Genomic DNA, 13,869 nt, shown 5'->3' on the forward strand with positions numbered 1-13,869 from the left:
CCTTGGGGGGTATGGGTATAGTCGCCGAGGGTGGGCGGCATCGGCCGCTCGGTCTTTCGCGAAGGAGAACCGCCGTGGCGACTCGGAGCGGGGTAGTCATGAACACCCCCACCAAGCTGGGAGTCTTCGGCCTGGGGCTGGCGGTCGTCTTCACCGCGGCCCTCGGTCTGGGCCGCGCGATCGGCCCGGACGCCACCACCGTCACCACCCATGACCAGCACGGGGAACCCGCCGCGACCGCCGCCACGATCCTGCCGGCCGGGTTGCAGGTCACCCAGGACGGCTACCGGCTCCAGCCGATCAGCACCGCACTCGCCGTCGGCGCGGCCGAGCCGTTCCGGTTCCGGGTCCTCGGGCCGGACGGTGCGCCGGTCACCGGCTACACCCGCGACCACGACAAGGACCTGCACCTGATCGTGGTCCGCCGGGACCTGTCCGGGTTCCAGCACGTGCACCCGGAGATGGCCGCCGACGGCACCTGGTCGGTGCCACTGGCCGTCGCCGAGCCGGGGCAGTACCGGGTCTTCGCCGACTTCCGGCCCGCCGCCCACGACGACGGTCTGACCCTCGGCACCGACGTCCCGGCACCCGGCGACTACCAGCCCCGCCCGTTACCGGCGGCTGAGCGCAGCACCACCGTCGACGGCTACACCGTCACCCTCGCCGGCGACCTCGTCCCGGGTGACTCCGCGCGGCTGACACTGTCCGTCAGCAAGGCCGGCTCGCCGGTCACCGATCTGGAGCCTTACCTCGGCGCGTACGGCCATCTCGTCGCCCTTCGCGCCGGTGACCTGGCCTACCTGCACGTGCACCCGGACGACACGACCACGGCCGGGCCCGGCATCGTCTTCCACGCCGACGTCCCGTCCGCCGGGGACTACCGGCTCTACCTCGACTTCCAGCACGGCGGCACGGTGCACACCGCCGAGTTCACCGCGACCGCCGGTTCGCCACCGGTCGCGCCCAGCTCGTCACCGGAGGTCCCGTCGGCACAGCCGAGCGCCACCGGACACGACGCCGACGGCCACACCCACGACTGAGGAAGGTCAGGACTTCACCAGGCGGGCGATCGCCGCGCTCGCCTCCTTGATCTTCGCGTCGACATCGCCTTCCGCGGCGGCGTGCACGACACAATGCCGCAGGTGATCCTCCAGCAGGCCGATCGCCACCGCGTGCAGGGCGCTCTTCGCGGCCGAGATCTGGGTCAGGACGTCGATGCAGTAGGTGTCCTCGTCGACCATCCGCTGCAGGCCGCGGATCTGCCCCTCGACTCGTTTCAGCCGGGCCGTCAGGGCCTGCTTGTCCGCCGAGTATCCGTGCGGCCCGGCCGGTGTCGCCTCACTCATGCCGTGCAAGATACCGGGTGTCCCGGCACCACGACCGCGGTCACCACGAGGCCCCGGCTGACCAGGAACCTTCCGTTCAGCCGGGTCAACGGGGCGCCGCCGTCCAACCGGGTGCCGTCGATCCGGATGCCGGCGGTGAACCTCTCGTGCACCGGGTCGAGGTCCACCCGGGCCTCGGTGAAGTCCAGTTCCCGCCGGGTGAGCGGGTACCACGCCTTGAAGACCGACTCCTTGGCACTGAACAGCAGCCGATCCCAGTGCACCGCCGGGTCGGTCGTGCGCAGCCGGTCGAGCATGTCCCGTTCCTCGTCGATGATCACCAGCTCGCCGGCGTCGTCGGGCAGCGGGTCGTTCGGCTCGGCGTCGATACCGATCGCGGCCGGGTCGCCGGACCGGGCCACCGCCGCCGCCCGGTAGCCGGGGCAGTGCGTGATGCTGCCGACCACCCCGGCCGGCCACCCCGGTGCACCGCGCCGCGCACGCGGGATGGCCACCGGCGCGTGACCGATCTCGGCCAGTGCCGCACGGGCGCAGCGGCGCGCGGTGACGAACTCCCGCCGGCGGCTGTCGACCGCGCGGGCGACGAACTGTTCCTCACCGGGGAACACCGGCTCACCGGGGACGTCGCCGAACGCCTCCACCGCCACGACGGCGGACGGCAGCAGCCGCTCGATCACGACGCGGTGGCGGTCAGGTCCGCCAGGATCGCCTCGCAACTGCGCAGCACCACCGAGGCGGCCCGGCGCTGTGCCGGAGTCCGGTCGGCGAGGGCGGACTCGTGCCGCCAGCGGTCGGCACTGTCGCCGGCCACCGTCCAGATGTCGTCGGCGGTGGCCTCGGTCGGCAGGCCGAGACGTTCACCCAGGCTGGTGCCGGTGCCACCGAGCAGCCGCCGGGCCTCCAGCGCGGTCTCCGCCGGCAACTCCACCCGGCCGGACCGCAACGCCGACAGCAGCCGCAGCTCGGTGAAGTCGTGCGCCCCGGCCAGCAGTAACTCCAGCTCGGCCAGCAGTTGCGCCGACGGCGGCCGTACCTCGGTGCGCAGCAGCTGGTCGAGAACGATCAGTGCCGACCGGGCCTTGAGGGCGGCCCGGCGGGCGGTGAACAACTCCGCGATCGAGGTCTGCAGATCCTTCAGGCCGCTGTGTTCGTGCATCCGGTCCGCCAGGGCGGCGGCCGTGCCGGAACCGGTGCGGGCCAGCGCGAGAGCGAGCCGGATGCCACCCAGCCCGAACCGCCCCAACAGGGCCAGCCGCACCTGCTGGTCGACGGCGGGCAGCGAACCGGCGGCGGTGAACCGGTCGGTGGACAGCAGGAACGGGTCCGCTTCCGCCTTCGGCAGGGCGGCCAGCGCGGTGATCGCCCGGAACTCGTCGGCGCGCAGCGTGCGAGCGGCGTGCCCGATCAACGGGGAGACGGCCACGACGTCCTGGCAGAGTGCCCCGATCGCCGGGTCCCGCCGTCGGCGCCGGGCGATCCGGCGGGCCTCCAGCAACCCGCCGGGCAGCCCGTCACCATGGGTGTCGGCCTTGCTCAGGACCACGATCGCATGGATCGGTGCGGTGGCCGGGCCGCGCAGGCCCCGGCCGGCCCGCAGGAAGTCCAGTTCCGTCTCGCCGATCCGCGGCGCGAGCAGCAGGACCGCGTCGGCCTCCGGCAGCACCTGGCCGGGTGGCGCCGACGGCCCGGTGTCGATCAGTTCGGTGCGCCGCAGCACCCGGCTCGGCCACTGCACGACCACCCGCGGGGCCGGGCCACCGGCGGGTGCCGCGCCGTCCACCCCGAGCCGCAGTCCGCCGGGGCCGCGCGTGACCGGAACCTCGTACGGCCGGCCCTGCCCGGGATGACACCAGGCCCGGGGCTGGGTGCCGTCCCGGTAGGTGACGGAGTCAGCCGGTTCCACCGGTGCCAGATCCTCGCCGACCAGCGCGTTCACCAGTGTCGACCGGCCGGTCCGGGACGCCCCGGCGACAGCCAGGCGCAGCGGTCCGGTGAACCGGTCGAGAGTGTGCCGCAGCCGGCCGGCCGCCCGCGGATGATCGCGGTAGACGTGGGCTGCCTTGACCAGCAGGCCGTGGGTGCGCCGCTCCAATTCCTCGCTGGTCAAGCGCGGGCCCGATCACCCAGGGCCTGCGCCTGTGCGTGCAGTTCGGCCAGCCGGGTCAGTTCCGCGCGCAGGGTCCGGGCGCGGGACTCGCGGGCAGCCGCGTCCCGGTCGGCGGCGGCCTTGGCGTTGCGCAGCGACTCCATGGCTTCCTCCTGGAGATCCTCGGTGACGGCGGTGAAGTGGTCCCGCAACGCGCGCTGCACCCGCCGGACGCTGTCCCGGGCATCCTTGTTGAGTGTGGTGAAGATGTCGTCGACGTACTGCCGGACCGCGGTGCGCGCCTCGGCCTGGCGACGTTTCAGCAGCGTCTTGCTCTCGTCCCGGACGCTCTTGCCGCCGAACAGCGCACCGCCGCCGATCGAGATCGGGTTGATCAGCGACATCCCGGCGAGGCTGGTCGCGAGCCCGAACATCACGATGCCGCCGTACGAGCCGCGTAGCCCGATGAACAGTTTCTGCCCGGGGGTGAACGCGGCCACCGGTGGCGCGTCCAGCCCGGAGACCTCGGCCAGCGAGCCTCTGGTGATGGCGAGCGCGGTCGGCGGCAGCACGTCACCGGCCTCCGCCGGGAACATGTCAGCGGTGCGCCGGGCCATCCACTCGGTGCGTTCGGTCAGCCAGGTCATGCTGGTCTGCGCCAGCTCCTGCAACGACTGCCGCAGCCATGGTTCGAACTCGTCCCAGCTCTTGGCCGGGTCGGCGGTGCTGAAGAACTCGTCCGCCTCGGCGAGCAGCGCCTTCACCCGGTCCCGCAGGTCGTGCTCGATGTCCGACATCAGGTCGGTGACCTCGTCGGACAGCCGGTTCTGCCAGCGGACCGTGGATTTGCGCAGTTCATCGAGCCGGCGATGGGTGGCCTGCAGATGCGCGACCGTCTCCGGGGCGCCATCGTCGTCCTGGTTCTCCAGCTCGGTGCGCAACGGCACCGCGAGTTCCTGGAGTGCGATCCGGCCGAGGGTCCCGGTGGTGGCCCGGGCCAGCCGGTCCGGTTTGGCCTCGGCCATCTGCCGCAGGTGCACGATCAGGTCGGTGAACCCGGACTCCCGGTTGAGGGCCTCGTCACCGGTGCGCACCGCGTGCGCCCGCAGCGCGGACGAGACAGCGGTCACCGGAGCCCCGATGCCGGCCCGGTTCAGCCGCTGGCGGCTCTCGGCCAGGTCACGGCGCCAGTCGTCGGCGTAGTCGGCTTTGGTGAGCACCACCAGCAGGCCGGGGAAGACCTGGCTCAGCGCGGCCACGATGCCCAGTTCGGTGTCGCTGAGATGCCGTCCGGTCTCGCACGTGTAGAGGACGAGGTCGGCACCGGCCCGGTCGGCGAGATCCTGCGCCGCGGCCACCGGCGGACTACCGGTGGCCGCGAGCGACAGGCCCGGCGCGTCGATCAGCACGAGTCCGCCGGCCAGCAGCGACCGGGGCACACCGATGTCGGCGTGCACCGGCGCGCCGGCCGGCAAAGCCCCCAAGGCCTCGGCCAATGACGTGCCCAGTCGTTGTGCCGCGAGCGGGATCCGCGACTGCATCCCGACGGCGGCCGTCCAGTCGGCGGTCGCCGAATCACGCCTGATCAGATGCGCCACCGGGGTGTCGGCGTGCCGGACCACGACCGGCACCGCCGCGTCGCCGTCCGGCAGCAGACCGGCCACCGGCGCGTTGATCAGCGCGTTGACGAGCCGGCTCCGGCCCTGCTGGGCGGGGCCGGTGACCAGCACCCGAAGCTGCGAGTCCAGTAGACGGGCCCGGCGGCGGGTGAGTCGTTCGGCGAGATCCGGCCGGCCGTGGGTGTGACAGGACCGGATCACCGCGTCCATGGTGTCCATCCACCACGGTTCGGCGCCGCGCAGCGGGTCGGGTGCCGACCGTGGACGCGGAGTCAGGGAAGTGGGACCCGTCGGTGCCGTCGTCCCGGCTTCCCAGTTCGTCATCCGTGCCCGTCAGCCTTTCCTCATGTCGCGCTCAGTCACCCGTCCCCGTACGTGCTGAAGGTGTCCTGCTCCTCCGCGGCCTCGCCGGTGCCGGACAGCAGGCCCCCGGTCAGACCGTGCAGCGTGCTGTCGACCCCGGTGACGACGCCGGTCACGGTGCTGTCGAGTCCGTCGACCGCGCCGGTCACGGTGTCACCCAGGTCCGGCTTGATCAGCGATCCGATCGAAGAGGTTGCCTCGTCGACCCCGGTGGCGTCAAGCAGACCGGAACCGGTGGACAGGACCGGCGACGAGATGTCGGTCACCGGGTCGAGGGCGCCGAAGTGGTCGGCCGGCCCGTTGTCGTACGAGGTCACGCCCGAGATCGACGCCGTCGTGCTGTCGCTCGCCACCGCGGCCGGAGTCGTCACCGCGACGTCCAGATCCAGTGCCGGATCGTGCTCGGCGGACAGCCCGCCGGCCGTCACCGACGTGCCCACACCCAGGTCGAAGACACCCGGCAGCGACACGTCCGCCAGGCCGTCGGCGTTCAGGCCGAGGACGGTGACGTTCGCGTTGCTCGTCGCGTGCAGATCGGCCAGTGTGTCCGGCGTGACCTGCGCGGTGATCGCCTGCAACTGCGCCACCGCCCCGGCCACGTCGAGGCTGGCCACACCGGTGGTGAGACCGTCCAGCCCGTCCGGCCCGGTCAGCCCGGTGACCGGTGCCGAGTCGAGGACCAGGGGGAGCACCTGCTGCACGTCGGCCGCGGTGACGTCGTCGAGCCCGGCGTGCCGCAAGGTAGCCTCGGGGTCGATTTCGAAGGCCGAGCGGGCCGCCGGGTCGTAGATCAGGTTGAGCACGAAGTCCTGCAGGGTGGGTGAGGTCATGGCGAACTCCTTGACGCTGCGTGCGGGTGAGAGATCGAAGTGCGGGTGAGATCGAACGGCGCGGGCCCGGCGCCGAGATGAACGTAGCGCGGCAGCCGATGCCGGTCATGGGGGCCGAGTCCCCCACCACACCCACCCGGTGGTTAGGGGATTAGGGGAAATCCGGCGCGAGATTTTTGGGGGGACGATTCTCACCCGCCCTTTGGTACGAACGTGAGGTACCGACATCTGAGGAGATGAACACGTGTCGTACGTGCTGGGAATTGACATCGGTGTCGGCACTGTCCGGGCGGCCGTCTGCCGGCGGGCCGCCGGCCGTGAGGGGTGGGGCCCGGCCCAGCCTCTCGCCCTGGGCGCCCGTTCGCCGCAGGTCGCCGCCGCGCTGCGGATGACCGCCGACGGCACCGTCGTTCCCGCCGAGGTGGGACAGTTCCCGGCCGACGCGGTACGCGGCTACCTGAACCGGGTCGGCGATCCGCTGCCGATGTTCTTCGCCGGTGGCTACTTCCCGGCGCACGGTTTGACCGCCGCGATGGCCCGGTGGGTGGTGGACCGCGCCTGGGAGCTGATGGGGGAGGCGCCGCTGCGGGTCGCGCTGGCCCACCCGTCCTCCTGGGGCGACGGCCGTCTCGGGCTGTTGCGGGCCGGCCTGGACGAGGCGGACCTGCCCGGCGCGGTGCTGGTGACCCGGGCGCGCGCCATAGTGGAGTGCCATCAGGCTGCCGGCCGGGCGCCCACCGGCGGCGGGCTGCTCGGTGTCTACCGGCTGGGCGGTTCGACCGCCGAGGTGGCGCTGGTGGCACCCCAGCAGCCGGGCCGCATCGAACTGCTCGCCTCCGCCGAACTCACCGACGCCGGTGGTTTCGAGGTGGACGGCCTGTCCCCGGCCGACGCGCGGGCCGTGCTCCGGCCCACCGTGGATCTCACCGCCGCCCTGGTCCGCAGCCGCGGCTACGGGCCGGAGGACCTGACCGCGGTCCTGCTCGCCGGAGCCGGCGGCGCCGCCGGCGATCACGTGTCCGAACTGCTCGGTGTGGTGTTCCCCGCCCCGGTCGTACGGGACCCGCAGCCGCACACCACGGTCGCGGCCGGTGCCGCGCTGGCCGGCCGTCCGGCTGTTCGCCCGACCGCTCCGGCCCTGGTCGGCCCCACCGACGCGTTCGCCGTCCTGCCGGCCACCGCGCCGCCGGAGATCGCCCGCAACCGGGGCGCCGCCGGTGAGTGCCCGCCCCGCCCGCCGGTCAACCGGGTGCCGGTCCGGGCGGAGAACTGATGAGCGCGCCCGTCCGCAACGGCCTCCCGATGTCCGGTTCGGCCGCCTCGGCCCTGCTCGACCGGGTCACCGCCGACCCGTCCGCCCCGATGCACGCGGTCGTCGGCGCTCCCGGCGGCTACGGCAAGACCGCCCTGCTGCGCCGCCTGGCCGAGGTGTACCGCGACGCCGGTGTGCCGGTGGCGGGGCCCTGGCCGCCGGTGCCGCCGCCCGCCGACCACGTGCTGCTGATCGACGACGCCCACCTGCTCGCGCCGGATCGACTCGACGAACTGCGCGGGCACGCCGAACATCCGGGCGCCCGGATCGTGGTCGCCCACCGGCCCTGGCCGCGCCGCCCGGTGCTGTTGCGGCTGGTGGAGGCACTGCGCCGCGGTGGCCCGTCGGTCGCTCTCCCGGCGCTGACCACCGGGCAGATCGCCGCCCACCTGACGGCGCGACTGCCGGGTCCGCCGTCCGCCGAGCTGATCGCCTTCGTGGCCGCGCAGACCGCCGGGATCCCCCGGTACGTGACCCGGATCGCCGACGCCCTGGCCGCCGGGCCGCCCGGTCAGCCGCACGTCCCGGTCGCGGCGCTGGCCGGGTTCGCCGCCGAACTCGACGAACTCGAACCCGGCGTCCGCACGCTGCTGCTGGCCGTCGAAGCCGGCGCCGGACTGTCGTTCGACCTGATGGCCGCGGTCCTGGACACCGGCGCCGACATCGACGGCCTGGCCGAGGCGGGCCGGTCCACCGGCATGCTGGCCCCCGACGGCAGCCTGGTCCCGCTGGCCCGCCGGGCGATCGCCGCGCTCGGCCCGATCAGCCAGCGCATCGACGTCCGCCAGCGTCTCGCCGCCCGGCAACTGGCCCGCGGCGGCCCGGTCCTGCCGCTGGTCCGCCCGCTGCTGCGGGTCGCCACCGGTCCCGGCCTGGTGCCCGGTGCCGCCGGCAGTGGTCTCGGCCCGGTCTACGAGGCGGCCGGTGAGGAAGCGCTCGGCGACGACCCGGCACTGGCCGCCGAACTGTTCGAGGCGGCCGCCGGGGCCGGGCGTACCACCGCGGTCCGCCGGGCCCTGGCCACCGCCCTCGCCGGCGATCTCGACCACGCCTCCCGTCTCACCGACCAGGTCCTCTCCGCCGGAACACCCGGACAACGGGCCGAAGCGGCGTACGTGGCGGCCGCGGTCCTGGCATACCGCGGTCAGACCGCCCAGTCGGTGCGGCTGTTCGCCTGGGCGGGCTCCGACGTGGCAGCCGGATTCGCCGCCGTCGGACTGATCGCCACCGGACGTCTCCCGGACGCCCAGCGCCTGATCCGGCCGGACGACCCGGCCGCCCAGCCACCGACCTCGCTGAGCGCGGCGGCCACCCTGATGGCCCGCGGAACAGCGGAGTCGGTGACCAGCCCGTCGGCCACCGCGCTGTCCACACTGGTGCAGGCGGCCACCCTGATCGGCCCGGCGGGCCCGTCCGCGCTGCTGCCGGACAGCCCGGAAGCGGTCGGCGCGCTGCTCGCCATGCACGGCAACGATCTCGACGTCGCCGACTCGCTCCTGGCCCGTGCCGAACGCCACGGCACCGGCGGCGCACCGCTGTCCGCCCGCCATCACCTGCTGAGCACCTGGGTCCTGCTGCTGCGCGGCCGCCTGGACGAGGTCGAGCAGCGGCTGCCCGCGACCGCCGGAGTGACCGCCCCGGAGGGCCGCGACAACCTGTTCGGCACCGCGCTGCGGGTCGGCCTGGCCCGCCGCAACAGCGATCTGGTCGGCCTGCGCAGCGCCTGGCCGGACGCCTGCCAAGCCCTGATCGGGCAGCCGGTGGAGTTGTTCAACCTGCTGCCGCTGGGTGAACTGGCGGTGGCCGCGGCCCGGCTCGGCGAGTTCCACCGGGTCGCCGGGCACCTGGCCGAGGCCGACCGGCTCCTCGCCGCACTCGGCGACCCGCCGCTGTGGACGGTGCTGCTGCACTGGTACCGGCTGCAGGCCGCGATCCTGTCCGACGACCACGACACCGCCCGCCGGCACGCCGACCACCTGGACGCGGCCCGGACCGCCGGACCGTTCGCCGCCGCGTACGCCGACGCCGCCCTGGTCTGGTTGGAGGTGCTCGCCGGGCGCATCGACCCGGAGCCGGTGCTGTCGGCCGCCCGGACACTGAGCCTCGCCGGGCTGACCTGGGACGCGGCCCGCCTCGCCGGGCAGGCCGCGATCCGCACCGCGGACCGTAAGGCGATGGCCCTGCTGCTGGAGTCGGCCCGCGCCATGCAGGACCGCGGCACCCGGCCCGAACACGCCGCGTCCGGGACTCCGGGCCGGGCCGTCGCGGCCGGGCAGCAACTGCTCAGTGCCCGGGAACGCGAGGTCGGCGCCCTGGTCCTGGCGGGGATGACGTACAAGCAGATCGCCGGCCGGCTGTACCTGTCGGCGAAGACCGTGGAGCATCACATGGCACGTATCCGGCAGCGACTGGGCTGCGCCGACCGGCACGAGTTGCTCAGCCGGCTCCGCGAGATCATCGGGGATCCGGAGACCACCGCGTGAACCGGCGCACCCGCCTGCTCGGTGCCGGACTGCTCGTGGTGTTCTGGGCCGCGGCCGCCGTACCGGCCGGAGCCGGCGCGGTCCGGGCGCTGGCCGACCGGATCGTCGCCGACCGGCTGGCCCGGCCGGTCGACGAGGCGGTGCTCGCTCTGGAGGCGGAACGACGGCTGTCGGTCACCGGGAGCCCGGTTGCGGAGCTGACCGCCCAGCGGGCCCAGACCGACGAGGTGGCCGGACGGTTGCGGCAGCCGGAGCAGTCCCGGTGGCGATGGCTGGCGACTTCGGAGGCGGAGCGTACGGCCGGAGAACTGCTCGCCCGGTTGGACGGCCTGCCCGCGCTGCGCGAATCCATCGACGACGGCCGCACCAGCAGACGGCAGGCCGTCACCGCGTACGCCGAGATGATCGGCTCGACCGGTGATCCGGACCCGGCCGCGAACGGCATCCGCACCCTGATCCGCTCCCGGGAGATCCTGGCCGAAGAGGACGCGCTGCTGGCCGCCACCTCGGCCGGAACCGGCCCGGCCCGCGCCGACCGGGTCCGGCTGTCCCAGCTCACCGGAGCCCGGCGCGCCCTGTTCACCGCCGCGGGCACCGCCCTGCCCAGCGAGGCCGCGGAACGCCACCGGGAACTGTCCACCGGCCCGGCCCTGACCGAGGTGCAGCGCCTGGAGGACGCCCTCGCGGCCGGAACCGGCGGCGTCCCGGACCCGTCCGCGTGGGCACCCGCGTTCAACACCCTCAACACGGCCCTGTGGGAGTTGCAGGACAGCGCCGCCGCCGAGGCCGCGGACGTCGCCACCGAGCGGGCGGTGACCGCCACCGTGTGGGCCGGAACGGTCGGCGGTGTCGGCTTCGTCGTCCTGCTCGGGCTGCTGGTGGTGACGTTGCGGCGCCGGTCCGCCGACGGCATGGCCCCGGCCCCGGCCACCCGGCCGGTCTCGTCCGGCCCGCGGCACCGCCCGGACGAGCTGCTGCGCGACCTCGACCGCCGTAACCAGGGCCTGATCCAGCGGCAGATGCGCCTGCTCGACGCCCTGGCCCGCCGGGCCGGTGACGAGCAGAACGCCGCCGACCTGCGCCGGGCCGGTGACTTCGGCGCCCGGATCCGGCGCAACGTGGAGAAGGGCGTCACCCTCACCGGTGGGATCCCGGACCGGCCCTGGCCACGGCTGGTGCCGATGAGTGACATCGTCGGTGAGTCGGCCGCCGAGGTCGCCGACCACGAACGGGTGGTGACCGCCGAGGTGGAGCCGGCCTATCTGGCCGGGACCGCGGCCACCGACCTGGTCCACCTGCTGGCCGAGCTGATCGACAACGCGGCCGGTTTCGGGCCGGCCGACTCCCCGGTCGTGGTCGCCGGCCGGAGCGAACCGGACGGCTATCTGGTGACGGTCACCGATGTCGGGCCGGGCATGACCTCCGACGACCTGGCCACCGGGCACGCGATGATGGCGGCGGCCGAGCCACCGGACGGCGGCGCCTGGTGGGGGCTGTGGGCGGTGGGCCGGTTCGCCGCCCGCCACGAGATCGCCGTCGAACTGCGGCCCGCTCCCGAGGGCGGGCTCGTCGCCGCGGTGTCGGTACCATCGACGCTCGTGACCGGAGGCTCGGACAGTACCGAAACGCGTTCCTATCTGCAGGCGGTCGTCGAGTGACGAAACGGCGCACCCCGGCGGACGTGGTCCGTGACGCCGCGTGGCGACTGGCCACCGCGATGCTGACCAGCCCGTCGCCCGAACCCCGTCTCCTCCGGCCGGCCGGCACTCCGGCCCGGCGCCCGATGGCCGGCCGGCTGATGCTGGTGGCCGGGGTGCTGGCCGCCGTGACGACCACGGCACTGCTGGTGGTGTTCCTGGTCGACCGGCCGTTCCAGGATTCGGTGCAGCCGGAGCAGGCCGCCGGGCTGCCCGGCCGGACCGAGGAGCCGATCGTCGCGGCGTCGTCCGGCCCACCGGCGCCGGACCGCACCCGGCCGGCCGCCGCCAGCCCGTCGGCGTCGGCGTCGGTGTCCGCGAGTGCCGGCACCACGCCGCTGTCGCCGTCGGCACCCGTCGGCAGCCCGGTACCGAGCCGCGGCGACACCGTGCCGCTGGCCGCCGGTTACACCACCACGCCGTACCTGGTGGGCCTGCTCGGGTACCGGACCCAGGTGACGGTCACGAACCCGGGCACCGCGGCCCGGACCGGCTGGACTCTTGCCGTGACGCTGCCCCGGTCCACGCTGTGGGTCGACAAGGTCGAGGGCGCGACCGCCAGTCAGCAGGGCGCGGTCTGGACGTTCACCCCGGACGAGACGACCGCCGAGATCAGCGCGGCCGGGCAGGTCGGGATCTCCTTCGAGGTGCACGGGGCGACGCTGCTCGACGCGGCGCCCGCGGACTGCCGCATCGACGGCGCCGCGTGCACGTCGTGAGGCCGGGGTCCCGTACCCCGCGGGAGGGTTTCTAGGCTGGGGGGATGAAGATCCTGTCCGTCCAGTCGGTGGTCGCCCACGGCCATGTGGGCAACTCCGCAGCCGTGTTCCCGCTCCAGCGCATCGGTGTCGACGTCGTCCCGATCCCCACCGTCAACTTCTCCAACCACACCGGGTACGGGGCGTGGCGCGGTCCGCTCATCGCGCCGGCGGACGTCGCCGAGATCATCCTCGGGGTCGAGGAGCGCGGGGTGTTCCCGCAGATCGACGCGGTGCTGTCCGGATACCAGGGTGGTGCGGGCATCGCCGACGTCATCGTCGACGCCGTGCGCCGGGTCAAGGCCGCGAACCCGGCGGCGGTGTACGCATGCGACCCGGTCATGGGTAACGCCAAGTCCGGGTGTTTCGTCGCGCCGGAGATCCCGGTGCTGCTGCGGGACCGGGTCGTGCCGGTGGCCGACATCATCACCCCGAACCAGTTCGAACTGGGTTTCCTGACCGGTACCGAGCCGGCCAGCATCGAGTCGACCCTCGAGTCGGCCGACCTCGCCCGCGCCATGGGGCCGTCGACGGTGCTGGTCACCAGCGTGGAACGCCCCGACCGGGCGGAGGGCACGATCGAGATGCTCGTCGTGGACGACGCCGGTGCCTGGGTGGTCGGCACCCCGCACCTGCCGTTCAAGGCGAACGGTTCCGGTGACGTCACGGCCGCCCTGTTCACCGCTCACTACGCCGGGACCAAGGATGCGGCGCTGGCGCTGGAACGTACCGCCTCCAGTGTCTTCGACCTGATCGAGACGACCTACCGGTCCGGCGAGCGGGAACTGCAGCTGGTGCGGGCCCAGGAGTTCTACGCCGCGCCGCGGATGCAGTTCACCGCCGAGCGGGTGCGCTGAGCACAGGGTGAGGGCCGCCCGAGGTTTCGGGCGGCCGGGTGGTGATCAGCTGGTGGAGCCGGTTCCGGACCGGGCTCCCAGCCGAGGGCCGGTGGAGTCCCCGTGAGTCCTACCGGGTTTGCGGGTGGCGCTGCGGTGTGCGGCGGCGTTCATCCGGTACGCCATCTTCGCCTGGGCGCGTGCCGCGGTGGGTGTCGCGGGTGGTGGCGGGGCCGGTGCCGGGCGGGGTTCGGCGCGGGGGCGGCGGGCGTGGATCGATGCGATCACGGAAACGGCGCGGGACAGGAACCGCCGGATTGACCGGGGGAGGATGCGATTCACGGCGTGGGTGCCTTTCTGCGATGCGTTCGAGGATCGTACGAAAGAACCGTATGTGGTTTTGGGTCTTTCGGTAATCGCTCGTCAGGGGTCGTCCGTAAGCGGACAGTCGCCTGTCGCCGCGCTGGCCCGACAGAGGCTCGCGAAGATAGCCTCTTTCTGGGGTTAGACCGACGTGACCGCTCACCGGATCGTACTAA

The 13,869-nt window shown here is 73.7% G+C and carries 12 protein-coding genes; 6 read left to right on the forward strand and 6 right to left on the reverse strand.

The annotated features are described in order from the left end of the window. The first annotated feature begins 98 nt into the window (after positions 1-98). A complete protein-coding gene (locus BLU81_RS46500; RefSeq protein ID WP_092558622.1) occupies positions 99-1,040 on the forward strand; it encodes a hypothetical protein in 942 nt (313 codons plus the stop codon). A gap of 6 nt (positions 1,041-1,046) precedes the next feature. Here BLU81_RS46500 and BLU81_RS46505 read toward each other — a convergent pair whose 3' ends face one another. From BLU81_RS46505 to BLU81_RS46525, 5 genes are read right to left on the reverse strand one after another with little or no spacing between them, the layout of a single operon-like run. Then, positions 1,047-1,346: a metal-sensitive transcriptional regulator gene (locus BLU81_RS46505; protein WP_092556042.1), complete on the reverse strand. Its 300-nt coding sequence runs from the start codon at positions 1,344-1,346 to the stop codon at positions 1,047-1,049. Further along, positions 1,343-2,023, reverse strand: coding sequence for a 4'-phosphopantetheinyl transferase family protein (locus BLU81_RS46510; RefSeq protein WP_092556044.1), 681 nt, complete (start codon positions 2,021-2,023; stop codon positions 1,343-1,345). The genes BLU81_RS46505 and BLU81_RS46510 overlap by 4 nt, the downstream gene beginning before the upstream one ends. Continuing rightward, entirely contained in the window at positions 2,020-3,453 is a 1,434-nt protein-coding gene (locus BLU81_RS46515) for an alkaline phosphatase family protein (RefSeq protein ID WP_092556046.1), read from the reverse strand. Before BLU81_RS46515 ends, BLU81_RS46510 begins: the two co-directional genes overlap by 4 nt. Then, a complete protein-coding gene (locus tag BLU81_RS46520) occupies positions 3,450-5,375 on the reverse strand; it encodes a P-loop NTPase family protein (RefSeq protein WP_157752099.1) in 1,926 nt (641 codons plus the stop codon). Before BLU81_RS46520 ends, BLU81_RS46515 begins: the two co-directional genes overlap by 4 nt. Positions 5,376-5,410: 35 nt before the next feature. Continuing rightward, positions 5,411-6,244: an IniB N-terminal domain-containing protein gene (locus tag BLU81_RS46525; RefSeq protein ID WP_092556050.1), complete on the reverse strand. Its 834-nt coding sequence runs from the start codon at positions 6,242-6,244 to the stop codon at positions 5,411-5,413. Between the two features lie 244 nt (positions 6,245-6,488). Here BLU81_RS46525 and BLU81_RS46530 point away from each other — a divergent pair, with 244 nt between their 5' ends. From BLU81_RS46530 to pdxY, 5 genes are read left to right on the forward strand one after another with little or no spacing between them, the layout of a single operon-like run. Further along, a complete protein-coding gene (locus tag BLU81_RS46530; protein WP_092556052.1) occupies positions 6,489-7,517 on the forward strand; it encodes a hypothetical protein in 1,029 nt (342 codons plus the stop codon). Further along, positions 7,517-10,039: a LuxR C-terminal-related transcriptional regulator gene (locus BLU81_RS46535; RefSeq protein ID WP_157752100.1), complete on the forward strand. Its 2,523-nt coding sequence runs from the start codon at positions 7,517-7,519 to the stop codon at positions 10,037-10,039. The genes BLU81_RS46530 and BLU81_RS46535 overlap by 1 nt, the downstream gene beginning before the upstream one ends. After that, positions 10,036-11,697 carry a sensor histidine kinase gene (locus tag BLU81_RS46540; RefSeq protein WP_157752101.1) on the forward strand — a complete coding sequence of 554 codons (1,662 nt, stop codon included), beginning with the start codon at positions 10,036-10,038 and terminating at the stop codon, positions 11,695-11,697. The genes BLU81_RS46535 and BLU81_RS46540 overlap by 4 nt, the downstream gene beginning before the upstream one ends. Next, a complete protein-coding gene (locus BLU81_RS46545) occupies positions 11,694-12,455 on the forward strand; it encodes a cellulose binding domain-containing protein (protein WP_092556058.1) in 762 nt (253 codons plus the stop codon). Before BLU81_RS46540 ends, BLU81_RS46545 begins: the two co-directional genes overlap by 4 nt. Before the next feature lie 44 nt (positions 12,456-12,499). Then, entirely contained in the window at positions 12,500-13,351 is an 852-nt protein-coding gene (gene pdxY, locus BLU81_RS46550; RefSeq protein WP_092556060.1) for a pyridoxal kinase PdxY, read from the forward strand. Between the two features lie 45 nt (positions 13,352-13,396). Here pdxY and BLU81_RS49015 read toward each other — a convergent pair whose 3' ends face one another. Beyond that, positions 13,397-13,618 carry a hypothetical protein gene (locus BLU81_RS49015; protein ID WP_157752102.1) on the reverse strand — a complete coding sequence of 74 codons (222 nt, stop codon included), beginning with the start codon at positions 13,616-13,618 and terminating at the stop codon, positions 13,397-13,399. Positions 13,619-13,869 lie beyond the last annotated feature (251 nt).

The sequence above is a fragment of the Actinoplanes derwentensis genome (assembly GCF_900104725.1).
GTDB lineage: Bacteria > Actinomycetota > Actinomycetes > Mycobacteriales > Micromonosporaceae > Actinoplanes > Actinoplanes derwentensis.